The following is a 26,026-nucleotide window of genomic DNA, read 5'->3' as shown; positions in this document are numbered from 1 at the left end:
GTAATCGGTTCACCGGATCAGACCGCCTCGAGCGCCTGTTTGATATCTGCGACGAGGTCCGAACCATCCTCGATTCCCATCGAGATCCGCACCAGACCGGGCGTGATCTTGATCGCGGCGCGGTCCTCGTCCGAGAGGTTCTTGTGCGTCGTCGTCGCCGGATGGGTGGCGATGGATTTCGCGTCGCCGAGGTTGTTCGAGATCGACACGATCTGTAGCGCGTTGAGGAACCGGAACGCCGCCTCCTTGCCGTCCGCCAGATCCAGCGCGATCATCGTGCCGCCCGAGCCCATCTGATCCATGGCGAGCCCGTGCTGCGGGTGATCCATCAGTCCTGGATAGACGGTGCGCGCGAGTTTCTCATGGCCCGCGACCGCCGCCGCGACCGCCGCCGCGTTTCCTGCCTGCGCGCGCACGCGCAGGTCGAGCGTCTGCAAGCCGTTCAGCAGCACCCAGGCGTGAAACGGGCTCATCGCGCCGCCGGTGTGTTTCACATACATTTCCAGCGGTCCGCGGATGAACTCCTTGGTGCCGCAGACCACGCCGCCCAGCACACGCCCGCCGCCGTCGATATGCTTGGTCGCGGAATAGACAATGACATCGGCGCCGAGTTCGACCGCGCGCGAGAAGATCGGCGAGGCGAAGGCGTTGTCCACCACGACGCTGGCGCCGCCCTCATGGGCGATCTTGGCCACGCCCGCGATGTCGATCACTTCCAGCCCGGGGTTCGAGACGCTCTCGAAGAAGCAGATCTTCGTCTCGGGGAGCATGGCGGCGCGCCATTCGTCGAGCTGGGTGCCGTCGACCAGCGTGACATCCACGCCGAATCCTTCCAGCACCTTGAGCACATGCAGGCACGAGCCGAACATCTGCCGCGCGGCCACGATGTGATCGCCGGCTTTCACCAGACAGGTCAGTGCGCCGTTGATCGCGGCCATGCCGGAGGCGCAGGCAAACGCGTCCTCGGTGCCTTCGATGGCGGCCATGCGGTCTTCGAACATCCGGGTCGTGGGGTTGCCGTAGCGCGCATAGATGAATTCGTCATCGCCCGACGAGAGGAAACGCGCCTCGGCGGCCTCTGCCGAAGGGTAGACGAACCCCTGCGTCAGAAACAGCGCCTCGGCCATCTCGCCATACTGGCTGCGGCGAATGCCGTCATGGACAAGTTTCGTGCGGATCTTGCGCTCGGTCATGGATGCCTCCTGCGGCTCTCTGTCGCGGCTTGCCGTTGCGATAACGCGGGTGCGAGACAGGGTCAACGCATAGCGGATCCGTTTATCGCGCAGGGTGGTCGCTTCGATGCCCGTTCGCACAGATCCCTGTGCGTTCGGGGGGTTAAGGCCGTGGGAACCCGGAGAAAGAAAACTGCGTTGGCTATTCAGTTCTCCCAAGCGCATCCGCGCAAACCCGAAATCCGAGTTCTGTCATGCCGCTCATCGAGGTCCAAGCCAGCACCGAACTCCCCGCCGAGGTGATCGCGCGGGCCGCGGCCCTGCCCGAAGACGCGCCGATCGTGATCATGATCCACGGCTACGGCTATGCGGCCGGGGTCGAGGGGCGCGATCCGCATGACCATATCCTCTCGCTCGATCCCAACTATCACCTGCACACCGCGGTCAGCTGGCCGCGCGCGCTCGGCTTTGCGGGTTCCAACCCCGGCGAGGGGCTGGGTGTCGCATTTTCGTGGCAGTCGACCGGCCGGCTGACCCGGATCTACGACATGGCCGAGATCGCCGCACAGCGTCTGGCCCGGCTGATCGGAGCACTTCATGCGGCGTCCGGGCGACCCGTCGGGATCATCGCCCACTCCATGGGCTGCCGGGTGGCTCTGCGGGCCTTGCGTCATGCCCATGCCGGGCAGGTCGCGCGAATGGTGCTGCTCGCCGCAGCCGAGTTCCAGCGCCGCGCTGAGGAGGCTATGGACAGTCCCGCCGGGCGCAGTTGCGAGGTGCTCAACGTCACCAGCCGCGAGAACGACCTGTTCGATTTTCTTTTCGAACTGGGGGTGGCGCGCGGGCGCGAGAAAAGCCTTGGCAATGGTCTGTCCTCACCGCGCCGCAACTGGCTCGATCTCCAGATCGACGCGCCCGAGGTGATGGCGGTGCTGGAGGATCTGGGCTACCCCGTCGCAGCGCCGGAGAAACGCATCTGCCATTTCTCCTGCTACATGCGTGCGGGGCTGTTCGACCTCTATCGGCAGGTGCTGCGCCAGCCAGAGCGGCTACCGCTGCCTTTCCTCGCCGAGGCGCTGCCCAAGGCTCAGGCCCCGCGCTGGTCACGGCTTTTCGCGCGCAGACGCACAGCGCGCTTCGCCTTGCCTTCGCTCCAGCGCGGTGCAGATTGATCCCCGACACGCAACTGCGGAGGGACCATGATCGATCTTTACTATTGGCCGACGCCGAATGGCTGGAAAATCTCGATCGCGCTGGAAGAGATGGGGCTGGCTTATCAGACCCATCTGATCGACATCGGCGCGGGCGACCAGTTCAAACCCGAGTTTCTCAAGATCTCGCCCAATAACCGAATGCCCGCGATCGTGGACCCGGAGGGGCCAGACGGCGCGCCGATCTCGATCTTCGAGAGCGGCGCGATCCTGCAATATCTCGCGCGCAAGACGGGCCAGTTCTACGGCGAGACCGAACGCGAACGGATCGCGGTCGAGGAATGGCTGTTCTGGCAGGTGGGCGGGCTTGGTCCGATGGCGGGGCAGGCGCATCACTTCCTGAAATACGCTCCCAATCTCGATCCGCCGCAGGATCTGCCTTACGCCAAGGATCGCTACCGCACCGAGACCGGCCGCCTCTACGGTGTGATGGACCGGAAGCTGGCCGAGACCCGTTACCTGGCCGGTGATTTCTATTCGATCGCGGACATGGCGGCCTGGGGCTGGGCCTCGCTCTGGGAAGGCCAGGAGCAGACGCTGGAGGACAAACCGAACCTGAAGCGCTGGCTCGATGAATTGTCCGCGCGTCCCGCGGTGCAGAAGGGCCGGGCGCTGGCCGCGGATCGTCGTGGCGGGACGCAATCGAAAGAGGCGCAGAAGGTGCTCTTCAAGCGCTGAGCGACGAGCCCTTTCAGGGGCGGTCAGGAGAGGGTGGGGCGGGTGGCTACTCCACCCCGTCCTCTTCGGCCTTGTCGATCCCGTATTTCTCGAAGAGCTTCGCCTGCGCCATGATGAAGCCGATCAGGATGATCGGCAGGCCGAAGGTCTTGAAATCGACCCAGATCTCGTCCGACATCGTGCGCCAGACGATCTCGTTGGCCACCGCGAGCGCGAGGAATAGCCCGACGAAGCGCTTGGTCAGGATCATCCAGCCCTCATGCTCCATCGGGAGCGCCTGTTCCATTACCAGCTGCAACCAGGCCTTGCCTCGCAATAGCCCGGCCCCGAGGATGCCGGCAAAAAGCAGGTAGATGATCGTGGGCTTCATCTTGAAGAAGGTCGGATCGTTGAGCCAGACCGAGAGCCCGCCGAAGACCAGAACGAGCACCAGCGTCGCGATCTGCATCGCCGAGAGCTTGCCCGTCAGTCGCCACAGCACCAGCGTGGAAAACGCGATGAGCGGGATGAACAAGGCGGTCGCAACGACGAAGCCGGAATAATCCCGCCCGAGGATCTCGTAGCTGCCATCCTTGAGCCGGTTGAAGGCGATGAAAAACACGATCAGCGGCCCCCAGTCGAGGCCTGCCTTCACCCAGGGGGAAATCTTCTTCTCTGCCATCTGCCCTATTGTCCTGCCATTTCCACGATCACCGCACCCACGGCGATCAATCCCATCAACGCGGTACGCCGCGGCCCTACCTTCTCGCCCAGAACGAGCCAGGCGATGAGGGCGGCGAAGACCGTCGAGGTCTCGCGCAGCACCGCGGCTTCGCCCACCTTGTCGAGCCGCGTCGCCAGCATGATCGCACCGAAGGAGAAATAGGCGACGATTGCGCCAATAACACCCCTTTTCATCAAGGGCACGATCTCCGAACTGGGCAATTTCGTCCAGCGCCGGGCGGTTAGGATCGGCATGAACCAGCCATCAATGAAGAAGAACCACGCAAGGAAGGTGAACGGATCGGCGGTCGCGCGGATCCCGTAGGCGTCATAGGTGGTATAGAGCGCCACGAAAGCCCCGGTCGCCACAGCCAGCATCAAGGCGGGCACCATCGTCTCGCGATCGACGGTGATGGTGCGCAGGTTGTAAAGTGCCAGCCCGTAGATCCCCGCGAGCAACACCGCAACGCCCGCCCATTGCCCCAGCGTGAAATGCTCGCCGAAAATGATCCCGGCGCCGATCACCGCAAAGAGCGGCCCCGTGCCGCGCACCACCGGATAGACGACGGTGTAGGCTCCACGCGAATAGCTCATCGCCTGCAACAGCTTGTAGCCGACATGGATGAAGAACACGCCCACGAAGATCGGCCACATGAAAGGCTCGGGCCATGGCACGACGAAGAGCGCAAAGGGTGCCGCGATGATGCCGTAACTCGCGTCGATCGCAGCCCGGCTGAGCCAGGGATCGTGCCGACCCTTCTGCAAGGCGCCAAAGAGCGCGTGCAGGAAGGCCGCGAGAAGCGCGAGGCCGAGCGCGAGATTTTTGCCGGTCTCGGTCCCGGCAACGGAAATGATCCAGTCGCTCAAAGTGCAATCCTTCTGGTGGCGGGGCAGGGGGTACTGCCTCCGCCGTCGCCGGCTGGCGACAATCATTGCGCGAAGAGAGGGCGTCGCCCCCCTCTGGCCTCACGGCCATTCACCCCCGGGATATTTGGGGCGGTTGGAAGGTGAGACCACGTATTTTTTTCCAACTGCCCGAAATATCCCGGGGGAGCCGCGCTTGCGCGGCGGGGGCGGCGCCCCCTTACTGATCGAGGAGTTTCGCCACGGCACGCAGCTCGAATTTCTGGATCTTGCCGGTCGAGGTCTTGGGCAGATCCGAGAAGATCACGCGCTTGGGCGTCTTGAAGCCCGCGAGCCGCTCGCGGCAGAACTTGATGATCTCGTCTTCGGTCGCCTCCGCGCCTTCTTTCAGCTCGACGAAGGCGCAGGGCACTTCGCCCCATTTCTCGTCGGGTTTCGCGACCACCGAGGCCAGCGAGACGCTGGGATGCGCCGCGATCACGCCCTCGACCTCGACCGAGGAGACGTTCTCGCCGCCCGAGATGATGATGTCCTTCGCGCGGTCGGTGATCTTGATGTAGCCGTCGGGATGCATGAAGGCGATGTCGCCGGAGTGGAACACGCCGCCCTCGAAGGCCTCGCGGGTCGCCTGCGGGTTCTTGTAATAGCCTTTCATCACCATGTTGCCGCGGAAGACGATCTCGCCGAGATGCTGGGCATCGCGGGCGACCTCCTTGCCGTGGTCATGCACGGTGACCTTCTCGAGCATCGGCATCGACACCCCGGTGCGGGCCTTGAGATCGGCACGCTCCTCGCCCTTGCTGTCCTGCCAGGACGGTTTCCAGGTGCATTCGACCGCGGGCCCGTAGGTCTCGGTCAGGCCGTAGACCTGTGTCACGTTGAAGCCCAGCGGTTCGATCGCGGCGAGCGTCGAGGCGGGAGGGGGCGCGCCGGCGGTGAAGACTTCGACGATATGGTCGAAGGGGCGGCGGTGTTCTTCCTTGGCGTTGATGATCGTGTTGAGCACGATCGGAGCGCCGCCGAAATGGGTGACGCCATGATCGGCGATGGCGTCATAGATCGCCTTCGCCGTCACATCGCGGCAGCAAACGACCGTGCCGCCCATCATCGGGATCATCCAGCCATGGGTCCAGCTGTTGCAATGGAAGAGCGGCACGATGGTCAGCAGCACCGGATAGAGCTGCATCCGCCACGAGATCGCATTCGCCTGCGTCGACAGATAGGCCCCGCGATGGTGATAGACGACGCCCTTGGGCCGCCCCGTGGTCCCGGAGGTGTAGTTGAGCGCGATGCTCTCCCATTCGTCCTCGGGCATGATCCAGGAAAACATCGGATCGCCTTCGGCCACGAGCTCTTCATATTCGAGATAATGCCCGGTCGGGTCGAACCCGTGCTGCGGATCGGCCACTTCGACGATCTGCGGGGCAGCGCCCTTCATCTTCTTCACCGCCTCTTCGGCGAGCGGCAGGAAAGCGGTGTCGCACAGCACGATCTTCGCGCCGCCATGCTCGAAGATATAGGCGATGGTGTCGACATCGAGGCGGGTGTTGATCGCGTTCAGGATCGCGCCGCAGGCGGGCACGCCGAAATGCGCCTCCACCTGGGGCTGGGTGTTGGGCAGGATGGTGGCGACCACGTCACCGGGATTGACGCCGCGTGCCTTGAGGGCAGAGGCGAGCTGGCTCACGCGGGCGTGGTAGTCGACATAGCTCAGCTGGGTCTTGCCGTAGACGAGCGCGGTGCGCTCGGGGAAGACTTCCAGCGCGCGGTTGAGATGCGACAGTGGCGTGAGCGGCACGAAATTCGCCGCGCATTTTTCCAGACCCGTTTCGTCGGCCAGCCAACCCATGAAAACCTCCTCCGTCTCAATTCGAGGCGCATATTCGTGGGATGCGTGGGGAAAGGGAAGAGGGATTGCGCAAACTTTCGCGGGCGCTAGTCTCCCGCGCATGATCCTTTCGCGCGGCCGTCGCTTCATCTTCGTCCATATCCCGAAAACCGGTGGCACGGCGCTGGCGCTGGCGCTCGAAAAGCGGGCGATGGCAGAGGATATGCTCGTGGGCGATACCCCCAAGGCGCGCCGACGCAAGCGGCGGCTTGAAGGGGTCGAGACGGCGGGACGGCTGTGGAAGCATTCGACACTGGCCGACGGGCTGGGGCTCTATTCCGAGCAGGAGGCGCGGGCGTTCTTTACCTTCACGCTTGTGCGCAACCCCTGGGACCGGGTGGTGAGTTATTACCACTGGCTGCGCGAGCAGAGGTTCGATCACCCTGCGGTCGGGATGGCGAAGGCGCATGACTTCTCGGGTTTTCTGGGGCAGCCGCTGACGCAGGCTTCGCTCGCGAACTCGCCTTATGCGGGTTACGTGACTCTCCCTGGGGGCGAGGAGTGCTGTGACCTGTTCATCCGCGTCGAGAATCAGGTCGAAGACGCCGCCCTTTTGGAGACACATTTGGGATTTGCGGTGACCCCCTTCGCGCGCTGCAACGTCTCCCGGCGTGATCGCGACTGGCGAATTTACTACTCTGATTCTGATGCAGAGCTGATTTTTCGTCTGTGCAAAGGCGATATCGCCCGATTTGGCTATACTTTCTCACTTTCGTAATCGCGTTTTGCGAATTGCGATGGCCTCACGTTCCGATCACGGGCTCGTGAGGTCGAATACTGTCTAAAAGTTAGGTTTGCCACTTTTGCGCCACTTTTTGGCCCCCGAAATTGCGCGAGAATCATTTCGAGTAGTGATTACGGAGAAACGTGGCCCCGCAGGCCTTTCAGAAGGAAGACGCACATGTTTCGCAAAACCGCCAAGGCTTGGGAGGAGAAAATCGCCCATGGGTTGCGCATGGCGGAGATTCTCGATGCTGAGCTTTCCGAGTTCGGACCGGCGGAAGGGATCGTGGCGGGAACGCAGATCGCGACCCAGATGGGATGGCGTCCGGTCGAGGCGATCGCAGCTGGCGACATGGTGATGACCTTCGATCACGGTCTGCTCCCGGTCGCAGCGGTGAAGCGCTCGCAGCTCTGGATCAGCGGCCGCGCCTGCCCGTCGCAGCTCAAGCCGCTCGCGGTGCCGGTCGGTGCTCTGGGAAACAAGACGCCGATGCTGCTGCTGCCCGAACAGCCCGTGCTGGTCGAAAGCGACATGGCCGAGGCGCTCTTTGGCGACCCCTTCGCGCTGATCCCGGCAGCCGCGCTTGAGGGCTATCGTGGCATCGACCGCATCACGCCGCATCAGCGCGTCGAAGTGGTCGTGCTGGAGTTCGAGCACGATCAGGTGATCTACGCCAACGGCGCGGGCATGGTCCATTGCGCCTCCGTCCATACGGGCGGGATTGCCACTCTCTTCGACGAGGAAATGCCGAGCTACGAGACGCTGCCGCTCGAGATGGCGCGTTCGATCGTGGCGGGACTCATCGACGAAGATCAAACCGCCCACGCCTACGCCTGCGCGGCCGAGTGAGCGCGCGAGGCGTCTGAAGTCCCAGGACAGTCAGAGATACAGCGCGCCGTGACCTTCTGGTCGCGGTGTTTCTCTTTGACGCGGCGGGCCAGCCATTTCACCGATGTCCGAAAACGAGAACGCCGGGGTCTTGCGACCCCGGCGCCTCGATTAGACCCGCACGGCGGTAGGGAACCGTCTCCCCGCGCGGACCATCATGTATTGGGCTCAGGCGGCTTGCGCGGCCTGACCCTCGCCGAAGCGTGCGTAGAAGCTGTCGCCCTTGGCCGCGATGTCGCGCAGCAGCGCCGGGGTCTCGAAGCGCGCGCCATATTGGGCGGTGAGAGCTTCGCAGATCTCGACGGCCTTGCCCGCGCCGATGATGTCGAGCCAGGCGAACGGGCCGCCGGACCAGGGCGCAAAGCCCCAGCCGAGGATCGCCCCCACGTCACCCTCGCGAATGTCTTCCAACACGCCTTGCTCGAAGGCGCGCACGGCTTCCAGCACCTGCGCCATCAGCAAACGATGCTGGACGTGATGCACGTCCGGCTGCTCGTCGGCGCGCGGGTATTGCGCGTTGAGACCTTCCCAGAGGCCCTGACGCTTGCCCTTGTCATCATAGTCGTAGAAGCCCGCGTTCGACTTGCGGCCCATCCGGCCCTTGTCGGCCATCCAGAACAGCACGTCATCGACCGCGCCATCGGGATAGGCATCGCCCATCGCCGCCTTCGTGGCCTTGGCGATCTTCACGCCCAGATCGATCGAGGTCTCGTCGACCAGTTGCAGGGGCCCCAGCGGCATGCCGACCATCGTCGCGGCATGCTCCACCAGCGTCGGGTTCACCCCTTCGGCGACCATGCGGATGCCTTCGTTGATATAGGGGATGATGCAGCGGTTGGCGTAGAAGAAGCGCGCGTCGTTCACCACGATCGGCGTCTTGCGGATCTGGCGCACGAAATCGAGCGCTTTCGCCACGGCGACCGGACCGGTCTGCGCGCCCTTGATGATCTCGACCAGCATCATCTTGTCGACGGGCGAGAAGAAGTGGATGCCGATGAACTGCTCGGGGCGCGCGCTGGCCTTGGCCAGTTCGGTGATCGGCAGGGTCGAGGTGTTGGTGGCGAAGATCGCCGTATCGGGAATGATCGCCTCGGCCTTCTTGGTGACCTCGGCCTTCACACCCGGATCTTCGAACACCGCTTCCACGATCAGGTCGCAGCCCTCAAGGGCGGCGTAATCGGTGGTCGCGTTGATCAGGCCCAGCACCTTCGCCTTGCCTTCCTCGGTGACCTTCTTGCGCGAGATGCCCTTGTCGAGGATGCCCTCGGAATAGGACTTCCCGCGATCGGCCGCCTCTTGCGTGTTGTCGATCAGGACGACCTCGATGCCAGCCTTGGCCGAGACATAGGCAATGCCCGCGCCCATCATGCCCGCGCCGAGGATGCCGACCTTCTTCACCCGCTGATCGGGCACCTCGGGGCGGTTCGCGCCTTTCTCCAGCGCGCCCTTGTTGATGAAGAGCGAACGGATCATCGCGGTCGAGGAGGGGTTCATCAGAACGTTGGTGAACCAGCGCGCCTCGATCTTGATCGCCTGATCGAAGGGTACGAGCGCGCCTTCATAGACCGCCGACAGCAGCGCCTTGGCCGCCGGATAGACGCCATTGGTCTTGCCATGCACCATTGCGGAAGCGCCCACGAAGGTCATGAAGCCTGCCGGGTGATAGGGCGCGCCGCCGGGCATCTTGTAGCCCTTGGCATCCCACGGTTTCACCAGATCGGCATCCTTGGCGTTCAGCACCCACTCTTTCGCGGCCGCGAGCGGGTCTTCGACGACCTCGTCGATCAGGCCCGCGGCTTTCGCCTTCTTCGGATCCGAGAGCTTGCCTTCGAGCAGGAAGGGCGCCGCGACCATCGCGCCGAGCTTGCGCGCAAGGCGCGTCGTGCCACCGCCGCCGGGGAAGATGCCGACCATGATCTCGGGGAGGCCTATCTTCGCCTTGGGGTTGTCAGCGGCAAAGATTCGGTGCGTGGACAGCGGCAGTTCCAGACCGATGCCAAGCGCGGTGCCGGGGATCGCCGTCGCGATCGGCTTGCCACCCTTGTTGGTCTTGGGGTCCATGCCGGCGCGTTCGATCTTGCGCAGGACATGGTGCATCTGCATCACGCCGTCGAAGATCGCCTGCGCGCCGCCTTTGCGCATCTCGGCAATGACGTTGAGGTCCATGCCGCCCGCGAAATCGGGCTTTCCGCTGGTGATGACCACGCCCTTGACGGCGTCATCTGCCAGCGCCTTGTCGATGAAGCTATCGAGGAGCGCGAAGCCCTCCATGCTCATCACGTTCATCGACTTTTCGGGAACGTCCCAAGTGATGACGGCGACGCCATCGGCGCCAAGTTCATAAGTGAAATCAGCCATTTTCTCTCCTCCGCGTGCCTGCCGCGGAGGCGAGGCACATCAGGCTATTGCGTAAGCAGATTCGGTTTCCGACGGTCGCGGGACCATGATCGGCCAGCGTCTGTTGTCGATTTGCAGGTCGATGCTGGAGGTCTTCCAGCTCAGATCCTCTTGCAGTTCGAGCGTGATATCGGCCGTGTAGAGCGGAACGATTTCGTCGCGATCCTTCATGCAGCTCGAAGCGTAGCGACCGAAGATCCGACGGTTCGTGATCCCCGTGACGGTAATCGCACGTCGCGCGATGCAATTCACATTGAGCGAAAGCATCATGTCGGAGAAGGCGTCGAAACCCTCTTCGAGCATGTCTTCGGTTTCGATCCAGAAGGTCGAACTGTTGGTTGTCACTTTGAGCGGAAGCGCGACGCAGGAGAGGTATCTCTCGAAATCCCCGTCCAGAATCGCGTCCGACATCGTCGTCAGGTGATTTTTCAGGATGCCGATTGCCACAACCTATACTCCATTTCGCGCCGCGCGGACTGCTGTCAGAGCAGGATCCCGCCACGATGAGACTATGGTTGTTAAGATTGCAGTAATCTTTTTCTGAGTCAACCAGAGGTTGCATGCCCTTTCCCGGCGTTCGAGCAGGGGAGCCGGAGGCCCCCGCTGCTCGGGAAAAGAGTATGCACAGGTCGAACATCACACGCGCTCGATGATCGTTGCGGCACCCATGCCGGATGCGACGCAGAGCGTCGCGAGGCCGGTCGACAGGTCGCGCCGTTCCAATTCATCGAGCAGCGTCCCGATGATGATCGCGCCGGTCGCGCCGAGCGGGTGGCCAAGTGCGATCGCGCCGCCATTGACGTTGACCTTGTCGGCATCGACCTGGAAGGCCTGCATGAAGCGCAGCACCACTGCGGCGAAAGCCTCGTTCACCTCGAAGAGGTCGATGTCCGAGATCGACATGCCCGAGTCGGCGAGGATCTTCTCGGTCACCGGAACCGGGCCGGTCAGCATGATCGTCGGATCGGTGCCGATCTTCGCGGTGGCGCGGATGCGCGCGCGCGGCTTGAGGCCATGCGCTTCACCGAATTCCTTGTTGCCGATCAGGATCGCCGCCGCACCATCCACGATGCCGGATGAGTTGCCCGCGTGGTGGACGTGGTTGATGTGGTCGAGATGGGGGTATTTCAGCATCGCGACCTTGTCGAAGCCCGGCATTACCTCGCCCATCTCCTTGAACGAGGGCTTGAGCGCGGCGAGGTTTTCCATCGTGGTGCCCGGACGCACGAATTCGTCATGGTCGAGGATCACGAGCCCGTTCTGGTCCTTCACCGGCACGATGGATTTCGCAAAGCGGTTATCCTTGATCGCTTCCACCGCACGGCGCTGCGATTCCACGCCAAGCGCGTCCACGTCTTCGCGGCTGAACCCGTATTCGGTGGCGATGATATCGGCCGAGATCCCCTGCGGGACGAAATAGGTCTTCATCGCCAGTGTCGGGTCGACGGCGATCGCCGCCCCGTCCGAGCCCATTGCGACACGACCCATCATCTCGACGCCGCCCGCGATATAGGCCTGACCTGCGCCACCCTTCACCTGGTTCGCGGCGAGGTTCACCGCTTCCATGCCCGACGCACAAAAGCGGTTGATCGACAGGCCCGGGATCCGCTCGTCGAGATCCGAAAGCAGCACCGCCGAGCGCGCCAGACAGCCGCCCTGTTCCATCACCTGGGTCGCGTTGCCCCAGATCACGTCCTCGACCGCGTGACCCTCGAGGCCGTTGCGCTCCTTGACCGCGCTCAAAAGCCGTGCCGACAGCGCGACCGAGCTGACTTCGTGCAGCGAGCCGTCCTTGCGGCCCTTGCCCCGCGGGGTGCGGGCTGCATCATAGATATAGGCTTCCGTCATGGTTCCTCCTCACGCCCGGTCGGAAGGGTTGCCGGGCATCAAATCATAGGGGTGTTTCCAACCGGGCAGGGCGGCAATGCCATCCAGCCAACGGTCGAGATTGGGAAATTCGGTGCGGTCGAACCCGAAGGGCTCGGGGTAGTAGAGGTAGCCGCAGCAAGCGAAGTCGGCCAAGCTGGGCCGATCGCCCACGATCCACTCGCGGCCTTCCATGTGACGCTCCAGCGTCTTCAATGCGGTCAGGACGCGGCCCTTGAGCCAGGCGATCGCTTCTTGCGGGCGCTTCGCCTCGGGCAGGAAATTCATCAAGAAGCGCAAGGAACCTTGCTGGCCCGAGCCCTTCTGCGCATCCCAGAACAGCCAGCGCATCATTTCCTGCCGGTCATCGGCCAGAAACTTGCCCGTCTTTTCCGCGATATGAAGCTGGATCACGCAGCTCTGCGAGAGAGTCAGATCGCCTTCGACGAAAACCGGCGCCTCGGCCATCTCGTTGAGCGCCTGATATTCGGCGCTGCGCGCCTCGCCATTGAAGAAATCGACGTAAACGGGCTCCCAGTCGTAGCCCGCAAGCTCCATCGTGAGCGCTGCCTTGTAGGCATTGCCGGACTCGCCGAAGCAATAAAGCTTTGCCGTCATGGTCTCAGACCTCCCTGATCCTGGGCCCAATCTGGCCCCTAAGTGACGCGAACGTAAGCCCCTTGCGGGCGTTTCGCCGCAACGTCATTCGATCACGACGTTGCGTCCGAAGCGAGGGCCGATCCGGCGTTTCGTCGCGGGAGGTGACGGGAGAGTGAACGGCGCGCGGGCCGGGGCAGGGCGGCTTACTTCACTGCTTCCATCGTGCCCGAGGGGAAGGTGATGCCTTCGAAATCAGGATAGACCTTGCGCAGAATGGCGAGCTGCGCGGGGCTGTCGATACGCACGAGATACCATTCCTCGCCATCCTTCAGCGCCAGCGTGGTGTTCGTCGCGCGGATCTTTCCGAGATTGGGCGCTTCCATGACCGACTCGGTCGGGATCTTGGCATAGGCGCGCCCCGAGGCGGTCTCGCCCGTCTCCATCGCGGCGGTATCCATTTTGAAGCTGTCCATCTTCACCGATGCCATGGCTTGCGTGATCTGCTTGGCCATCGCCGCTTCGAGCGCCTCGACCGGCATCCCGGCCTGATCTGCGATGGTCTGCATCATTTTCGGCGGCACGGTGTCGAAGAAAACGGCGTATTCCTTCTCCTCGACCGCCTTTTCAAACCCCGCGACCTCCTGCGTGACTGCATTGCGATCCGCGGCATCAAAGGCTGCGGCGGGAAAGGCAGAGGCGAGGATCAGGGCGAGGGAGAGCGACAAGCGGGGCATGGTCAAGCCTCTCATCAGGATTTGCGTGCGTCGAGCTCGGCCTTGAAGAGGCGCAGCCGGTGATTGAGGTTGTCGTGATCGGTGACCGAGTTGAAATGCTCGAAAAGGAAAGTCAGCGCCTCGTCGGACGTGATCCCGGCGTCCTGCGCGAAGCGGTTGAGCTGGCGGTAAGCGTCATTCGTCATCGCGACCGGAAAGCGTCGCGTCAGGCGCAGGCGTTTGGGCATCAGTCTTCCTTGGATTGGTGCGAGACCACGACGGCGAGCAATTCGGGCCGGGTGGTATGGGCGGGCAGGGAGGGCAGGGCGTCCAGCCAGCTCTTTCGGGCCTCCATCCCACCCTGATCTTGCGGGAGGAACGGGACGTCGGGGCTGAGGCAGCCAGCCATGAATTCGAACGTGTCGTCGGTGCGCAGATAGAGCGGCGTGCCGCAAGTGGGGCAGAAGCCGCGCTGCGATATGTTCGAGCTGGCCCATTCGCTCGGGGCTACACCTTCCCAAGACACGCGGGCTGCCGGAACCTCGAGGAGAGGTGCGAAGGCGTTGCCGGTTGCGCGTTGGCACATCCGGCAATGACAGAGCCCGGCCTTGGCGGGGCCGGCCGCGATGAAAAACCGGATCGCGCCGCATTGGCAACCGCCGCGGGCGTCGGGATAATCTTGCGGGGCGTTGGTCAAGGCAGGCTCCTGGGCACGATTTGGTGCAGGGTATCGGGAGGCGATGGGGCTGACCAGTGTGAAGAATTCACAATCTCTCCCCCTTGAACCCCACGGTCCCGAAGTTCTATTTCGAATGAAGCAAATGCAACGGACGGCCCGTCCGGGGAGGCAGCGATATGCGCAACGCGGCACTGATGCTCGGGATCATCGGCGGGATCATCGCCATGCTCGTGGGGTTTTTCGGCTACGGCTATACCGAGGTGGTGCAGCGTCATTCCGAGGTGGGCGAGATGTTCGGCAACTTCGACAAGCCCGAGCTGATCCGATTCGCGAGCTTCTTCGCGCCGCTTCTGGCGATTGCCGGGGGGGCGATGGCGAAGATCCGGGCGCTTTGGGGCGGGGTCTTGATGCTGATCGCGGGCGGTCTTGTCTATTACGCCTTCGGCTTTGGTGTCTTCACCATGTTCCCGATCGGCTTCCTGCTGCTGGGCGGCGTTCTGGCACTGGCCGCGGGCAAGCCGGATGAGCCGAAAGCGCATTTCTGAGCAACGATTGAGTTTGGCTCGGGCGACCAGCCCGGGCCGCGCCCGTCCGGCCTTCGCGAAGCTCAGGCGTTCGCCGGGGCGTCCTTGCACTGGAAGGCCGCTTCGTCCCGGCTCACCCCTCCCCCCGGGAGGGCGCATTGGCGATGGCTCGCGGGTTCACGCGACCTGCGGGCTTTTGAGATAAAGCGCCCACCCAAGGGTCGGGCGAGGCCCTTAGTGACGACCTCTCCCCAAACCAAAAGGGCGCGGAAAACCGCGCCCTTTCTCGTCTCTTGCCTGATTTATCAGAACTGATCGTCGGCCAGCGCCATGACCGGATCGGCGCCGGTCTCGATCCGCGCGAGGTGCATCGCGCAGGCCGGAAGCTGGCGGGCCATGTAGTAGCGGCCCGTGGCGATCTTGCCCTCGTAGAACGCGGTGTCCGACGCCCCGTTGTCGAGCGCGGCAAAGGCGGCTTTCGCCATCCGCGTCCACATCAGGCCGAGGCAGACATGGCCCATCAGGTGCATGAAGTCATACGAGCCCGAAAGCGCCGCATTGGGGTTCTTCATGCCGTTTTGCATGAAAAACATGCCCGCCGCCTGAAGCTGCTTCGAGGCGTTCTTCAGCGCATCGGTGAAGGGCTTCATGCGCTCGTCATCGTCATGCGCCTTGCACTCGGCCTTGACCATCTCGAAGAAGGCCATGACATGCTTGCCGCCATCCTGCGCGAGCTTGCGGCCCACCAGATCGAGCGCCTGAATGCCGTTCGCACCCTCATAGATCATCGCGATACGTGCGTCGCGCACATGCTGCGACATCGGCCAGTCTTCGGTATAGCCGTGGCCACCGAAGACCTGCTGCGCCGAAACGGCGGTCTCGAAGCCCTTGTCGGTCAGGAAACCCTTGATGACCGGGGTCATCAGCGAGATCAGCCCGTCGGCCGCCTTGTCGTCGAGCTTGTGCGCCCGGTCGATCAGATGCGCCCCCCAGAAGGTGAAGGCACGCGCGCCCTCGACGAAGCTCTTCTGGTCCATGAGCATCCGGCGCACGTCGGGGTGCACGATGATCGGGTCGGCGGCCTTCTCGGGCGCCTTCGCGCCGGTCACATCGCGGCCCTGGATACGGTCCTTCGCGTAGGCGACGGCTTCCTGATAGGCGGCCTCGGCCACGGCATAGCCTTGCAGGCCCACGCCAAGACGTGCCTCGTTCATCATCGTGAACATCGCGCGCATGCCCTTGTGCAGGTCGCCCAGCAGCCAGCCTTGCGCGCTGTCATAGTTCATGACGCAGGTCGCGTTGCCGTGGATGCCCATCTTCTCTTCGAGCTTGCCCACCGAGACGCTGTTGCGCTCACCGAGCGAGCCATCCTCGTTCACCAGGAACTTCGGCACGATGAAGAGCGAGATGCCCTTGGTGCCTTCACCGCCGCCCGGCGCCTTGGCCAGAACGAGGTGGATCACGTTCTCCGACAGGTCGTGGTCGCCCGCCGAGATGAAGATCTTGGTGCCGGTGATCAGGTAGGAGCCATCGTCCTGCGGATCGGCCTTGGTGCGCATCATCCCCAGATCGGTGCCGCAATGCGGCTCGGTCAGGTTCATCGTGCCGGTCCACTCGCAGGTGACCATCTTCGGCAGATAGGTCGCTTTCTGCTCATCCGTGCCATGGGCGTGGATTGCGGAATAGGCGCCGTGGGTCAGGCCCTGATACATGTTGAAGGCCATGTTGGCCGAGACGAACATCTCGCCCACGGCGCAGTTCAACAGGTAGGGCATGCCCTGGCCGCCGAAGTCCGGGTCGCAATCGAGCGCGGTCCAGCCACCCTCTTTCATTGCCTCGAACGCAGCATCGAAGCCCTTGGGCGTGCGCACCACGCCGTTCTCGAGCACGCAGCCTTCCTTGTCGCCCACTTCATTGAGCGGAGCCAGCACCTCGGAGGAGACCTTTCCTGCGGCATCCAGCACGGCCTCGGTGAAGTCGCGGTCCAGCTCTTCGTAGCCCGGCACGCCGGCTTCCGAGATCTTCAGGACCTCATGCAGCACGAACTGCATATCCTTGGTGTTGGCGGTGTAGCTCGACATGGTTCGCTCCCTTTAGTCGTCGTCGCGGATCAGGCCGCGTCGTCGTGGCGAGCCTTATCCAGTTCCTGTTCCGCCCAGTCGATTTGCCCGGCCAGTTCCTCGATCGCCTGACCCAGCTCGTCGCGCTGGCGTTTCATTTCCTCCAGACGTTGCTGCGCGAGCTTGATCGTCTCGCTCAGCTGCGTCTTCTGCTTGTCGCCCATCTCGTAGAGGTCCAGCAGCTGGCGGATGTCCTCCAGGCTGAAGCCAAAACGCTTGCCGCGCAGGATCAGTTTCAGCCGGGCGCGATCACGTCGCGTGAACAGCCGCTTCTGCCCCTCGCGGATGGGAAACAGCAACTCCTTGCTCTCGTAGAACCGCAGGGTGCGCGGGGTCACGTCAAACGCGTCGCACATCTCACGGATCGTCATAACAGTCTCGGTCATACTCTCGGCCTCGTCGCTTCCTTTAGGTAATGCGAAGGGGCAGATCGTTTGATCGCCTCCACATTACAAGAGATCTTTACGTGCACGTCACCGTAACGTGGCGTCACGAATTCAGTGACGTAATGTCAGGGATTTTTTACCACTCGGTAAAGCAAGTTTCTTTCGTTGAAACCGGCAATAATCGTCAAGCCCGCCTACCCTTATGAGGGTTACGTTGACGTTAAGGAATGCATTTTGCAATCAGGAATCAAGTGTCTCCTGCACCTGATCACGCAATTGTCGGAGATCTTCGATCGCGGCTTCGAGCTCTTCGCGCTGCTGGGCAAGGACGCCCAGCTGGCGATCGGCCATCTCGATCCAGACCTTGTTTTGCTCTTCGGTGCCCTTCTGGTCGTAGATGAGAAGCCACTGGCGCACCTCCTCGAGCGAGAAGCCAAAGCGGCGGCCGCGCAGGATCAGCGTCATCCGGGCCACCTCGCGCGGACCATAGAAGCGCGAGCGGCCTTCCTTCTGGGGATTCAGGAGCTCGATATATTCGTAATAGCGCAGCGTGCGCGCGGTCACGTCGAACCGCTCGCACATTTCCTTGAATGACAGCAACTCTGACATGATCGGCCTCCCGTTGGGGCGTGAAGCTAGCGTGCCGGACGGGAAGCTGCAAGCGATGCAACGCGCCGCCCGGCAGGCCGTGCTCAGATCTCGATCGCCTTGAGGATCTCGGGCTCGATCACGTCGACGCCCGGCAGCGCGTCGGCCAGCGGCTGGGCCGACTGTTCGAGCAGCGGGAAGGTCTTGTAGTGGCAGGGGATGATGGTCTTGAAGTTGAAATACTTCTTCGCCGCCCATGCCGCGCGCTTCATGTCCATCGTGTAATGGCCTCCCGCGGCGATGATCCCGATATCGGGATTGTGAAGCTCACCCATCCATTCCATGTCCGCCATGACGTCGGTGTCGCCGGTGACGTAGATGGTGTGACCCTCGGCCTCGATCATGAAGCCCGCAGGCTGGCCCGCATAGATCGGATCACCGCCCTTGTAGTCGATCGAGGCGGAGTGGGTCGCGTTCACCATCGTCACCTTGACCCCGTTCAGATCGACCGTGCCGCCCTTGCCGAAGCCCACGGTTTCGGCGCCGTCCTTGCCAAGGATGATCGACATCTCGTGGATGCAGTAGACGGGAATGCCGAGTTCCCTGGAGATGGGGGCGGCGTCGCTGGCGTGATCGCCATGGCCGTGGGTCAGCAGCACATGGGTCGCCCCCTTGATCGCCTCGTCGCGCTTGGCGTGGGGAAAGACCGGCGAGCCGGTGAGGAACGGGTCGAGCAGGATCACCGCGTCGCCGGATTCGATGCGAAAGCCGGAATGGCCGAGCCAGATCAGTTTCATGTGTCAGTCCTCCTTTGCTGGCCCACAGTGTAGGGCGCAAATCCGCGCGCGAAAGGGGAGGGGAGGCTCACGAATGGGCGGGGCGCTTGAAAGCCCCACTGGGTCGGGCTAAACCGCCTCCCAAGACAAGCGGAGAAGCATATGTCCATTGATATCGACACCGCCCGCAAGGTGGCGCATCTGGCCCGGATCCGGGTGCCCGAAGAGCACCTGCCGGAACTCGCGCAGGAACTGTCCAACATCCTGACCTTCATGGAGCAGCTCAACGAGGTTGATGTGGAGGGCGTCGAGCCGATGACCTCGGTCACGCCGATGCGCCTCAAGCGCCGCGTCGACGAGGTGACCGATGGCGGTTACCAGGACAAGATCCTCAAGAACGCCCCCGATGCCCGCGAGGGCTTCTTTGCCGTGCCGAAGGTGGTCGAATGAGCCTGAACAAACTGACGATTGCCGAAGCGCGCGACGCGCTGAAGAAGGGCGATGTGACCTCGGTCGAGCTGACCGAAGCCTGCCTGTCCGAGATCGAGGGCGCGGGGGCGCTGAACGCTTTCGTGCACAAGACCCCCGAGATCGCTCTGGAACAGGCGAAGGCCGCTGATACGCGCATCAAGTCGGGCGACGCGCCCGCAATGTGCGGCATCCCGCTGGGGATCAAGGATCTCTTCGCGACCAAGGGCGTGGCCACGCAGGCGGCGTCGAACATCCTCGAAGGGTTCAAGCCGGAATACGAATCCACCGTCACGCAGAACCTGTGGGATGCGGGTGCGGTGATGCTCGGCAAGCTCTCTATGGACGAGTTCGCGATGGGCTCGTCGAACGAGACGGCGTGCTACGGCCCCGTGGTGAACCCGTGGAAGGTCGATGAGCGCCAGCTGACCCCGGGCGGCTCCTCGGGTGGCTCGGCTGCCGCCGTGGCCGCGGATCTGTGCCTTGCCGCGACCGGCACCGATACGGGCGGCTCGATCCGCCAGCCCGCCGCCTTCACCGGCATCGTGGGCATCAAGCCGACCTATGGCCGTGTCTCGCGCTGGGGCGTGGTGGCCTTTGCGTCGTCTCTCGATCAGGCGGGACCGATGACCAAATCGGTGCGCGATGCGGCGATCATGCTTGGCACGATGTGCTCGCATGACCCGAAGGATTCGACCTCGGCCGATATCCCGGTGCCGGATTTCGAAGCGGCTCTGACCGGCGACATTCGCGGCAAGAAGATCGGCATCCCGAAGGAATACCGTCTCGAGGGCATGCCCGCCGAGATCGGCAAGCTCTGGGATGACGGCATCGCGATGCTGAAGGATGCGGGCGCCGAGATCGTCGACATTTCGCTGCCGCATACGAAATACGCGCTGCCCGCCTATTACGTCGTGGCGCCTGCGGAAGCCTCCTCGAACCTCGCGCGCTATGACGGCGTGCGCTATGGCCACCGTGCCAAGCTCGCCGCGGGCGAGGGTATCGTGGACATGTATGAAAAGACCCGCGCCGAGGGCTTCGGCCCCGAGGTGCAGCGCCGCGTGATGATCGGCACCTATGTGCTGTCGGCGGGTTTCTACGACGCTTATTACAATCGCGCCCGCAAGGTCCGCGCGCTGATCAAGCGCGACTTCGAGCAGGTCTTCGCGCAAGGCATCGACGCGATCCTGACGCCCGCCACGCCCTCGTCGGCGTTCGGGCTGGGCGAGATGGCCGATGCCGATCCGGTCGCGATGTATCTCAATGATGTGTTCACCGTGACGGTGAACCTCGCGGGCCTGCCGGGCATTTCCGTGCCGTGCGGTCTCGACTCGAAAGGTCTGCCGCTCGGGTTGCAACTGATCGGGCGTCCCTGGGAAGAGGGCGATCTCCTCAACCATGCCCATGTGCTCGAACAGGCTGCGGGCTTCGCGGCCAAGCCGGAGAAATGGTGGTAAGATGAAACAGGCGCTCGCGATCCTCGGTGGTGTTCTCGCCCTGTCGGGCTGTATCTCCACGGTCCCCGACAGCGGTCCCGCTGCCCGTCGCGAGGCCGAATTGCGCGGCCAGCCCATTTTGCCGCCCGCGGCGCAAAACGTGATGCCCGCAGCGCCGGGTGCACTGCCCGATCCCTCGCCGCCCGGCGCACCGCTCAATGCGACCGGCACGGCACTGCCCGGCACGACCGATGCGCTCTCGGCGCCCACGATCAATGCCGATGGCACGGTGGGTTCGAACCCTGCGGTTCCCGCCCCGCCAATGCCGGGCGACACGAATTCCGGCGCGACGATCGGCGCCGAAGCGATGCAGGCGCTGCAACAGACCGCGCCTGCGGGCACGCCGCCCGCACCCGTCGCACCCGCGCCCGTCGTCCAGCAACCGATCGCGACGCAGGACAGCTCCGGGCCGAACCTCGCGGCCTATGCGCTGTCGGTGAATAACCGTCCCGGCCAGTCCGTCTACAAGCGCGGCGGGATGCATCTGACCTCGACCGAGAAGGCCTGCGCCAAATATGTCTCGGCCGATCAGGCGCAGCTTGCCTTCCTCGCGGCAGGCGGTCCCGAGCGCGATAAGCTCAATCTCGATCCCGATGGAGACGGATTCGCCTGCGACTGGGATCCGACGCCCTTCCAAGCCGCGCGTCAGTGAGCGCCGGCTGGCCCTCGCCCAATTTCGGCCCGCGCCGTGATGGCGCGGTCCCCGAACTGATCGTGATCCATTACACCGCTATGTCGAGCTGCGCCGCCGCTCGCACGCGCCTCTGCCTGCCCGAGGCCGAGGTCTCTGCTCATTGGCTGATCGGAGAGGACGGCCAGACCGAGCAGCTCGTCCCCGAAGAGATGCGCGCCTGGCATGCGGGCCTGGGTAGCTGGCGGGGGCAGGATGACGTGAATTCGCGGTCGATCGGGATCGAGCTCGACAATATGGGCGACCGGCCGTTCACCGAGCCGCAGATGGCCGCGCTGGAGCGCCTCTTGCCGCAGATCATGGCACGCTGGGCGATCCCGCCGGAAAACGTGCTGGGACATTCCGATTTCGCCCCGGGCCGCAAGATCGACCCGGGCCCGCGCTTCGACTGGCTGCGACTGGCGCGCCAGGGGTTTGCGATCTGGCCCGAGCCCCGCAACGCCCCGGCACCCGACACCGAGACTTTCTGCGCCCTCGCCCAGAGCTTCGGCTATCCCGAGGCCCCGATCTCGGTGCTCCTGCCCGCTTTCCGCCTGCGGTTCCGCTCCTCTTATGACGGCCCGCTCGACGCACGCGACATGGCACTCGTGGCCGATCTCGCGCTGCGTTTCGGCGATGACGGAGGGGTGTGGCGCGCGAGCTAGGGGGCGCTGCCCCCTCTTTGCTGCGCAAATTCACCCCCGAGATATTTTCGTCAAGAAGAAGGGCCGATCCTGTTCGCTCTTCGAATTGGTTCAAATATCCCGGGGGTGAGCGCGTAAGCGCGAGGGGGCGGCGCCCCCTGCCTGCCTCAGGGTTTGATGTAGCTGTAGCCCTGTTTTTGCAGCTCGACGAGATAGGCCGCGCCCGAGGGGACCACCTCGGCCTCTTCGAGCATGGGCGGGGCGACCCCCTGTTTCTTGGTCATTCCCGCGATCGTGTTGGCGCAGGCACGGAAATGAATCGGCTGTTCGGTCATCGCGATGTCCTCGATCCGGGCTTTCACCGGCGAGGTGTCCGAGCGTAGCATGTTGAGGCCGGGCCCGTAGGTCACGAGCTCGATATTCACCTCCTCGCCCTGTTCCTTGTAGTACTCGATGAGGTTCAGCGCGTTGTTGAGCGCCATGTTCATCACCTGCGGATCGCTGCTGTTGACCTGGATCGCGATATTCTCGGTCGCGAGGGCCGGCATCGCCCAAACGGCCGCCGCGAGCGCCAGCCCGAGGCGGGTTCCTCCCTTGTGCATGTGATCTCCCTTTCACATTATGGATTTCCAGCCTCGGCCCGACTCGGGCGAAAATCAAGAAAAAGCGCGCTCTCACCCATTGGTCCTTCACGCAGTCGTGAATTGGCGGTCCGCATCTGCGCGGCAATTGGTCATGGCCGGGTCGGGCCGCGTCGAGCCGGGTCGCGTATCGATGCAACGACGACAGGAGAGAGATGATGGCCGAGATGACGTCCCCCCGCCGCCTGCTGGGGCTTGCCGGGGCGGTCTTCGCCTTTCTGACGGTGATGCTGGGCACGACGATGCCCACGGTGCTCTATCCGCTCTACCGGCAGGAATTCGGCTTCTCCGAGGTGATCATCACGGTGATCTTCGCGGTCTATGCGGGCGGCGTGATCACCGCGCTTCTGGCGATGGGGCGATGGTCGGACCAGATCGGGCGGCGGCCGATGCTGCTCCTGGGGCTGATCTGCGCGGGCGCGAGCGATCTGATCTTCTGGCAGGCGCAGGGATTGGGATGGCTACTGGCGGGGCGGTTCGTGTCGGGGCTCTCGGCCGGGATCTATACCGGGGCGGCAACGGTCGCGGTGATCGAGCTGGCCGGGCCGCGGCTGCGCGAGGCGGGCACGTTTGCGGCCATTGCCGCCAATCTGGGCGGGCTGGGGGTCGGGCCGCTTTTCGCCGCCTCGATGGTGGCTCTCCTGCCCGGGCCGCTTGCTGCGCCCTATCTTTCCCATCTCGCGCTGGCGGGAACCGCGGTGCTGTTGATCCTCGCGGCCCCCGAAACCGTGCACATTCCTTCGCGACCGCGCCTGCAATTCCAGCGCCTGAGCCTGCCGCGCGAGGTCGTGCCGGTCTTCGTTCCCGCTGCGATCGCCGCCTTCGCGGGCTTCATGGTGGCGGGATTCTTCACCGCCGTCTCGCCCGCTTATCTGGGAGAGATTCTGGGCCGACACAGCCCCTTTCTGATCGGGCTCGACGTGGCCTCCTTGCTGATCTCCTCGGTTGTGGGGCAGCTGGCGCTGGGGCTTTTGCCCTCGGGACGCCGGTTGCCGATCGGAGTTTCGATCCTGTTTTGCGGGGTCGTGATCCTTGCTGCGGGGCTTGGGCTGGCGCTTTTGTGGCTGATCTTTCTGGGTGCCATGGTGGCGGGCTTCGGTCATGGGATCGGGCTGCGCGCGGGGCTGGGAAATGTCGCGCAGGCGGCCCCGGAGACCGAGCGCGCGGGCGTCACCTCGACCTTCTTCACCGTGGCCTATGTCGCGATCTCGCTGCCGGTGGTGGGGGTGGGGCTGGCGAGCGCCGAGTTCGGGCTGCGCGCGACCAGTCTCGGCTTTGCGGGGATCGTGGCGACGCTTTGCCTGATCGCGATCGCGCTTCTCCTGCGCGGCACCGGACGGGGAACGGCGCAGGCGGCCGAATAAGAGCGCGATTGACGCCTCGCGCGCGATTGCCTATCTGCTGACCCGCGCGGATGGCCGGATGACCGCGAGCGCCCGTAACCCCGCGTCCAGCGGGTAGTCGGGGGCCCGAGGAAAGTCCGGACTCCATGAAGCGACGGTGCCGGGTAACGCCCGGGCGGGGGAACCCGACGGAAAGCGCCACAGAAATGAAACCGCCCTGCTCCGGCAGGGTAAGGGTGAAACGGTGGGGTAAGAGCCCACCGCGGGACTGGCAACAGGACCGGCACGGCAAGCCCCACCGGGAGCAACGCCGAATAGGGATCGCGCGCCGCGCCCGGCAACGGGGGACGGCAGGGGAGCTTCGCCCCGAGCGGTCCGGGTTGGCGGCTGGACCCTGTGAGCAATCGCAGGGCGAGAGGAATGGTCATCCATGGGGCGCAAGCCCCGGGACAGAATCCGGCTTACAGGCCATCCGCGCAAATTTCGCTTAGTGACATGAACCCGGCTTAGCCGGGCGCGCGCCGCGACGGCAGGAACCTCGGCTGGGCCATAGCTTCGACGCGCCGCGCACAATCCGCCGGCGTCATCGTGACTTGCCTTTTGCGATGGCGCACCCACTCTTCGGTGCACGAGGTGTGAAGACAGGAGAGGAGTTTTGGCTATGGGCTACACGATCGACAAAACGATGAACGGCGATTTCGACGCGGTGGAGGCGAAGGTTCGCGAAGCGCTGGCCGCCAAGGGCTTCGGCGTGCTCACCGAGGTCAATGTCTCGGCGACGATGAAGGCCAAGCTCGACAAGGATATGCCGCGCTACAAGATCCTCGGGGCCTGCAATCCCAAGCTCGCATTCGAGGCGATCAGCCATGTGCCGAAGATCGGCGTGATGCTGCCGTGCAACGTGATCTTGCGCGAGACGGATGCGGGCGTCGAGGTTTCGGCGGTCGATCCGGTCGCCTCGATGCTGGCGATCGAGAACGAAGATCTCACCGACGTTGCGAGCCATGTGCGCCAGATGCTTGCCGAGGTGATCGAGGGGCTTTGATATTCCCCCCAAATTTCTCTGGTCAAAGCGGACGAGTCGCGCAAAGCTGACCCGGACGTAACTTAACACGGGGGAATGCAATGAGCTTCGTGAAGACCTTGGCCACTCTTGCGGTCGGCTTTGCCGCCGCGAAGGGCGTGGAGAAATTCAACAAGATGGGCGGCCTCGACGGGATGAAGGACGCGCTCGGCAAGGCGGGCGAACCCGGCGGCGTGGCCGACCAGATGGGCGACTGGGCCGAGAAGATGGGCATGCCCGGCGGCAAGGAGACCGTCCGCGGCATGTTCACACAGTTCGGCAACCAGGCGGCTTCGGCGACCGACGCGACCCAGGCGGGCCTCGGCGCCCTGATCGGGGCGATGACGGGGGCTGCAAAGACCGGTGCGAGCGGGATCTCGGACATGCTGAGCGCGGTGACCGCGGGCACTCCAGTCAATACGATGATGGAGGATCAGGCCAAGCTGATGATCCGCGCGATGATCCAGGCGGCCAAGGCCGACGGCGAAATCGACGAAAGCGAGCGCCAGACCATTCTCGATCATCTCAACGATGCCTCCGATGAGGAAATCGCCTTCGTCAAATCCGAGCTTGAGGCCGATGTCGATGTGACCGCGCTGGCCGCCGCCACCGCCGATCACATGAAGGCGCAGGTCTACTCGGCGGCGCTCATGCCGATCACCGTCGATACCGAGGCCGAGAAGCAATATCTCGCGAACCTCGCCGCCGCGCTGGGGCTCGAGACCGCCAAGGTCGCGCAAATCCACGAGGCGATGGGCAAGCCGCTCGTCTGAGCGCGGCGGTTCGGGCCATTCCGGCAGGGCGGGAAATAAATTTCAACGCCCTGTCCGGTTTCGCGGTTGACTCCGCATGGCGCATCGCTAAAAGGCGGGCTTCAAGGATTCCGCGGGTGCGCGCAACGGTGCCCGGAGCTAGGAGATAGACA

At 63.9% G+C, this 26,026-nt stretch carries 28 protein-coding genes and 1 other RNA gene; 13 read left to right on the top strand and 16 right to left on the bottom strand.

Going from position 1 to position 26,026, the window contains the following annotated elements; all coding sequences use genetic code 11:
• Positions 1–17 precede the first annotated feature (17 nt).
• On the bottom strand, positions 18–1,193 hold the full coding sequence (locus BMG00_RS12220; protein WP_078574518.1) for an aminotransferase class V-fold PLP-dependent enzyme: 1,176 nt from the start codon (positions 1,191–1,193) through the stop codon (positions 18–20).
• Positions 1,194–1,426: 233 nt separating this feature from the next.
• Here BMG00_RS12220 and BMG00_RS12215 point away from each other — a divergent pair, with 233 nt between their 5' ends.
• Positions 1,427–2,344 (top strand): alpha/beta fold hydrolase, encoded by a 918-nt coding sequence (locus BMG00_RS12215; protein WP_078574517.1) that lies wholly within the window; start codon positions 1,427–1,429, stop codon positions 2,342–2,344.
• Positions 2,345–2,371: 27 nt separating this feature from the next.
• Entirely contained in the window at positions 2,372–3,061 is a 690-nt protein-coding gene (locus BMG00_RS12210) for a glutathione S-transferase N-terminal domain-containing protein (RefSeq protein ID WP_078530430.1), read from the top strand.
• A 46-nt stretch (positions 3,062–3,107) separates the two neighbouring features.
• On the opposite strand, the gene BMG00_RS12205 is transcribed toward BMG00_RS12210, so the two are convergent.
• The 3 genes from BMG00_RS12205 to BMG00_RS12195 all read right to left on the bottom strand — a co-directional run bounded on the left by BMG00_RS12205 (position 3,108) and on the right by BMG00_RS12195 (position 6,476).
• Positions 3,108–3,722, bottom strand: coding sequence for an inner membrane-spanning protein YciB (locus tag BMG00_RS12205; protein WP_078530431.1), 615 nt, complete (start codon positions 3,720–3,722; stop codon positions 3,108–3,110).
• A gap of 5 nt (positions 3,723–3,727) precedes the next feature.
• Entirely contained in the window at positions 3,728–4,630 is a 903-nt protein-coding gene (locus tag BMG00_RS12200) for an EamA family transporter (RefSeq protein ID WP_078530432.1), read from the bottom strand.
• Between the two features lie 217 nt (positions 4,631–4,847).
• Positions 4,848–6,476 carry an AMP-binding protein gene (locus tag BMG00_RS12195; protein WP_078574516.1) on the bottom strand — a complete coding sequence of 543 codons (1,629 nt, stop codon included), beginning with the start codon at positions 6,474–6,476 and terminating at the stop codon, positions 4,848–4,850.
• Positions 6,477–6,576: 100 nt separating this feature from the next.
• Here BMG00_RS12195 and BMG00_RS12190 point away from each other — a divergent pair, with 100 nt between their 5' ends.
• Positions 6,577–7,233 carry a sulfotransferase family 2 domain-containing protein gene (locus BMG00_RS12190; protein ID WP_078574515.1) on the top strand — a complete coding sequence of 219 codons (657 nt, stop codon included), beginning with the start codon at positions 6,577–6,579 and terminating at the stop codon, positions 7,231–7,233.
• A 183-nt stretch (positions 7,234–7,416) separates the two neighbouring features.
• Complete coding sequence (locus tag BMG00_RS12185; RefSeq protein ID WP_078530435.1) at positions 7,417–8,088, top strand: Hint domain-containing protein; 672 nt, start codon at positions 7,417–7,419, stop codon at positions 8,086–8,088.
• A gap of 207 nt (positions 8,089–8,295) precedes the next feature.
• Here the strand turns inward: BMG00_RS12185 and BMG00_RS12180 are convergent, their stop codons facing one another.
• The 7 genes from BMG00_RS12180 to BMG00_RS12150 form a co-directional block, all read right to left on the bottom strand.
• Positions 8,296–10,485, bottom strand: a complete 2,190-nt coding sequence (locus tag BMG00_RS12180; protein ID WP_078574514.1) for a 3-hydroxyacyl-CoA dehydrogenase NAD-binding domain-containing protein — start codon at positions 10,483–10,485, stop codon at positions 8,296–8,298.
• A 39-nt stretch (positions 10,486–10,524) separates the two neighbouring features.
• Complete coding sequence (locus BMG00_RS12175; RefSeq protein WP_078574513.1) at positions 10,525–10,971, bottom strand: hypothetical protein; 447 nt, start codon at positions 10,969–10,971, stop codon at positions 10,525–10,527.
• Between the two features lie 189 nt (positions 10,972–11,160).
• Positions 11,161–12,372 carry an acetyl-CoA C-acetyltransferase gene (locus BMG00_RS12170; RefSeq protein ID WP_078530438.1) on the bottom strand — a complete coding sequence of 404 codons (1,212 nt, stop codon included), beginning with the start codon at positions 12,370–12,372 and terminating at the stop codon, positions 11,161–11,163.
• A gap of 9 nt (positions 12,373–12,381) precedes the next feature.
• On the bottom strand, positions 12,382–13,008 hold the full coding sequence (locus BMG00_RS12165) for a glutathione S-transferase family protein (RefSeq protein ID WP_078574512.1): 627 nt from the start codon (positions 13,006–13,008) through the stop codon (positions 12,382–12,384).
• Between the two features lie 185 nt (positions 13,009–13,193).
• Positions 13,194–13,724 carry a hypothetical protein gene (locus BMG00_RS12160; protein ID WP_078530440.1) on the bottom strand — a complete coding sequence of 177 codons (531 nt, stop codon included), beginning with the start codon at positions 13,722–13,724 and terminating at the stop codon, positions 13,194–13,196.
• 14 nt (positions 13,725–13,738) lie between these two features.
• A complete protein-coding gene (locus tag BMG00_RS12155; RefSeq protein ID WP_078530441.1) occupies positions 13,739–13,951 on the bottom strand; it encodes a hypothetical protein in 213 nt (70 codons plus the stop codon).
• Positions 13,951–14,400 carry a GFA family protein gene (locus BMG00_RS12150; protein ID WP_093470081.1) on the bottom strand — a complete coding sequence of 150 codons (450 nt, stop codon included), beginning with the start codon at positions 14,398–14,400 and terminating at the stop codon, positions 13,951–13,953. Before BMG00_RS12150 ends, BMG00_RS12155 begins: the two co-directional genes overlap by 1 nt.
• 158 nt (positions 14,401–14,558) lie before the next feature.
• Here BMG00_RS12150 and BMG00_RS12145 point away from each other — a divergent pair, with 158 nt between their 5' ends.
• Positions 14,559–14,927 (top strand): hypothetical protein, encoded by a 369-nt coding sequence (locus tag BMG00_RS12145; protein ID WP_078574511.1) that lies wholly within the window; start codon positions 14,559–14,561, stop codon positions 14,925–14,927.
• A gap of 284 nt (positions 14,928–15,211) precedes the next feature.
• Here BMG00_RS12145 and BMG00_RS12140 read toward each other — a convergent pair whose 3' ends face one another.
• The 4 genes from BMG00_RS12140 to BMG00_RS12125 form a co-directional block, all read right to left on the bottom strand.
• Positions 15,212–16,987, bottom strand: a complete 1,776-nt coding sequence (locus BMG00_RS12140) for an acyl-CoA dehydrogenase C-terminal domain-containing protein (RefSeq protein ID WP_078574510.1) — start codon at positions 16,985–16,987, stop codon at positions 15,212–15,214.
• Between the two features lie 29 nt (positions 16,988–17,016).
• Positions 17,017–17,412 carry a MerR family transcriptional regulator gene (locus BMG00_RS12135; RefSeq protein ID WP_078530444.1) on the bottom strand — a complete coding sequence of 132 codons (396 nt, stop codon included), beginning with the start codon at positions 17,410–17,412 and terminating at the stop codon, positions 17,017–17,019.
• A 240-nt stretch (positions 17,413–17,652) separates the two neighbouring features.
• Complete coding sequence (locus BMG00_RS12130; protein ID WP_078574509.1) at positions 17,653–18,021, bottom strand: MerR family transcriptional regulator; 369 nt, start codon at positions 18,019–18,021, stop codon at positions 17,653–17,655.
• Between the two features lie 83 nt (positions 18,022–18,104).
• A complete protein-coding gene (locus tag BMG00_RS12125; protein ID WP_078530446.1) occupies positions 18,105–18,797 on the bottom strand; it encodes a metal-dependent hydrolase in 693 nt (230 codons plus the stop codon).
• Positions 18,798–18,938: 141 nt separating this feature from the next.
• Between BMG00_RS12125 and gatC the strand changes: the two genes are divergently transcribed.
• From gatC to BMG00_RS12105, 4 genes are read left to right on the top strand one after another with little or no spacing between them, the layout of a single operon-like run.
• Positions 18,939–19,226 carry an Asp-tRNA(Asn)/Glu-tRNA(Gln) amidotransferase subunit GatC gene (gene gatC, locus BMG00_RS12120; protein ID WP_038077367.1) on the top strand — a complete coding sequence of 96 codons (288 nt, stop codon included), beginning with the start codon at positions 18,939–18,941 and terminating at the stop codon, positions 19,224–19,226.
• A complete protein-coding gene (gatA, locus tag BMG00_RS12115) occupies positions 19,223–20,701 on the top strand; it encodes an Asp-tRNA(Asn)/Glu-tRNA(Gln) amidotransferase subunit GatA (RefSeq protein WP_078574508.1) in 1,479 nt (492 codons plus the stop codon). Before gatC ends, gatA begins: the two co-directional genes overlap by 4 nt.
• A gap of 1 nt (position 20,702) precedes the next feature.
• Positions 20,703–21,392 carry a hypothetical protein gene (locus tag BMG00_RS12110; protein ID WP_078574507.1) on the top strand — a complete coding sequence of 230 codons (690 nt, stop codon included), beginning with the start codon at positions 20,703–20,705 and terminating at the stop codon, positions 21,390–21,392.
• Entirely contained in the window at positions 21,389–22,075 is a 687-nt protein-coding gene (locus BMG00_RS12105; RefSeq protein WP_245795025.1) for an N-acetylmuramoyl-L-alanine amidase, read from the top strand. The genes BMG00_RS12110 and BMG00_RS12105 overlap by 4 nt, the downstream gene beginning before the upstream one ends.
• A 146-nt stretch (positions 22,076–22,221) precedes the next feature.
• Here BMG00_RS12105 and BMG00_RS12100 read toward each other — a convergent pair whose 3' ends face one another.
• Positions 22,222–22,656: a DsrE family protein gene (locus BMG00_RS12100; RefSeq protein WP_078530449.1), complete on the bottom strand. Its 435-nt coding sequence runs from the start codon at positions 22,654–22,656 to the stop codon at positions 22,222–22,224.
• Positions 22,657–22,853: 197 nt separating this feature from the next.
• Here BMG00_RS12100 and BMG00_RS12095 point away from each other — a divergent pair, with 197 nt between their 5' ends.
• From BMG00_RS12095 to BMG00_RS12080, 4 genes are all read left to right on the top strand, one after another.
• The gene (locus tag BMG00_RS12095; RefSeq protein ID WP_211274131.1) at positions 22,854–24,059 is read left to right on the top strand and encodes an MFS transporter; all 1,206 of its coding nucleotides are present in this window, start codon (positions 22,854–22,856) and stop codon (positions 24,057–24,059) included.
• Positions 24,060–24,105: 46 nt separating this feature from the next.
• Positions 24,106–24,518: RNase P RNA component class A (rnpB, locus tag BMG00_RS12090), an RNA gene on the top strand.
• Positions 24,519–24,699: 181 nt separating this feature from the next.
• Complete coding sequence (locus BMG00_RS12085; RefSeq protein ID WP_078530451.1) at positions 24,700–25,083, top strand: DUF302 domain-containing protein; 384 nt, start codon at positions 24,700–24,702, stop codon at positions 25,081–25,083.
• An 80-nt stretch (positions 25,084–25,163) separates the two neighbouring features.
• Positions 25,164–25,874 (top strand): tellurite resistance TerB family protein, encoded by a 711-nt coding sequence (locus BMG00_RS12080; RefSeq protein ID WP_078530452.1) that lies wholly within the window; start codon positions 25,164–25,166, stop codon positions 25,872–25,874.
• Positions 25,875–26,026 lie beyond the last annotated feature (152 nt).

This window comes from Thioclava marina (assembly GCF_002020135.1).
Lineage (GTDB): Bacteria > Pseudomonadota > Alphaproteobacteria > Rhodobacterales > Rhodobacteraceae > Thioclava > Thioclava marina.
The sequence above is the reverse complement of the archived record's forward strand: the minus strand, read 5'-3'. Positions and strand labels throughout refer to the sequence as shown.

Excerpts from the sequence above, each read along its gene's own strand:
- BMG00_RS12220 (WP_078574518.1), bottom strand. The coding sequence starts at position 1,193 with ATGACCGAGCGCAAGATCCGCACGAAACTTGTCCATGACGGCATTCGC.
- BMG00_RS12215 (WP_078574517.1), top strand. The coding sequence starts at position 1,427 with ATGCCGCTCATCGAGGTCCAAGCCAGCACCGAACTCCCCGCCGAGGTG.
- BMG00_RS12210 (WP_078530430.1), top strand. The coding sequence starts at position 2,372 with ATGATCGATCTTTACTATTGGCCGACGCCGAATGGCTGGAAAATCTCG.
- BMG00_RS12205 (WP_078530431.1), bottom strand. The coding sequence starts at position 3,722 with ATGGCAGAGAAGAAGATTTCCCCCTGGGTGAAGGCAGGCCTCGACTGG.
- BMG00_RS12195 (WP_078574516.1), bottom strand. The coding sequence starts at position 6,476 with ATGGGTTGGCTGGCCGACGAAACGGGTCTGGAAAAATGCGCGGCGAAT.
- BMG00_RS12190 (WP_078574515.1), top strand. The coding sequence starts at position 6,577 with ATGATCCTTTCGCGCGGCCGTCGCTTCATCTTCGTCCATATCCCGAAA.
- BMG00_RS12185 (WP_078530435.1), top strand. The coding sequence starts at position 7,417 with ATGTTTCGCAAAACCGCCAAGGCTTGGGAGGAGAAAATCGCCCATGGG.
- BMG00_RS12180 (WP_078574514.1), bottom strand. The coding sequence starts at position 10,485 with ATGGCTGATTTCACTTATGAACTTGGCGCCGATGGCGTCGCCGTCATC.
- BMG00_RS12170 (WP_078530438.1), bottom strand. The coding sequence starts at position 12,372 with ATGACGGAAGCCTATATCTATGATGCAGCCCGCACCCCGCGGGGCAAG.
- BMG00_RS12165 (WP_078574512.1), bottom strand. The coding sequence starts at position 13,008 with ATGACGGCAAAGCTTTATTGCTTCGGCGAGTCCGGCAATGCCTACAAG.
- BMG00_RS12160 (WP_078530440.1), bottom strand. The coding sequence starts at position 13,724 with ATGCCCCGCTTGTCGCTCTCCCTCGCCCTGATCCTCGCCTCTGCCTTT.
- BMG00_RS12155 (WP_078530441.1), bottom strand. The coding sequence starts at position 13,951 with ATGCCCAAACGCCTGCGCCTGACGCGACGCTTTCCGGTCGCGATGACG.
- BMG00_RS12145 (WP_078574511.1), top strand. The coding sequence starts at position 14,559 with ATGCGCAACGCGGCACTGATGCTCGGGATCATCGGCGGGATCATCGCC.
- BMG00_RS12140 (WP_078574510.1), bottom strand. The coding sequence starts at position 16,987 with ATGTCGAGCTACACCGCCAACACCAAGGATATGCAGTTCGTGCTGCAT.
- BMG00_RS12135 (WP_078530444.1), bottom strand. The coding sequence starts at position 17,412 with ATGACCGAGACTGTTATGACGATCCGTGAGATGTGCGACGCGTTTGAC.
- BMG00_RS12130 (WP_078574509.1), bottom strand. The coding sequence starts at position 18,021 with ATGTCAGAGTTGCTGTCATTCAAGGAAATGTGCGAGCGGTTCGACGTG.
- BMG00_RS12125 (WP_078530446.1), bottom strand. The coding sequence starts at position 18,797 with ATGAAACTGATCTGGCTCGGCCATTCCGGCTTTCGCATCGAATCCGGC.
- gatC (WP_038077367.1), top strand. The coding sequence starts at position 18,939 with ATGTCCATTGATATCGACACCGCCCGCAAGGTGGCGCATCTGGCCCGG.
- gatA (WP_078574508.1), top strand. The coding sequence starts at position 19,223 with ATGAGCCTGAACAAACTGACGATTGCCGAAGCGCGCGACGCGCTGAAG.
- BMG00_RS12110 (WP_078574507.1), top strand. The coding sequence starts at position 20,703 with ATGAAACAGGCGCTCGCGATCCTCGGTGGTGTTCTCGCCCTGTCGGGC.
- BMG00_RS12100 (WP_078530449.1), bottom strand. The coding sequence starts at position 22,656 with ATGCACAAGGGAGGAACCCGCCTCGGGCTGGCGCTCGCGGCGGCCGTT.
- BMG00_RS12095 (WP_211274131.1), top strand. The coding sequence starts at position 22,854 with ATGGCCGAGATGACGTCCCCCCGCCGCCTGCTGGGGCTTGCCGGGGCG.
- BMG00_RS12085 (WP_078530451.1), top strand. The coding sequence starts at position 24,700 with ATGGGCTACACGATCGACAAAACGATGAACGGCGATTTCGACGCGGTG.
- BMG00_RS12080 (WP_078530452.1), top strand. The coding sequence starts at position 25,164 with ATGAGCTTCGTGAAGACCTTGGCCACTCTTGCGGTCGGCTTTGCCGCC.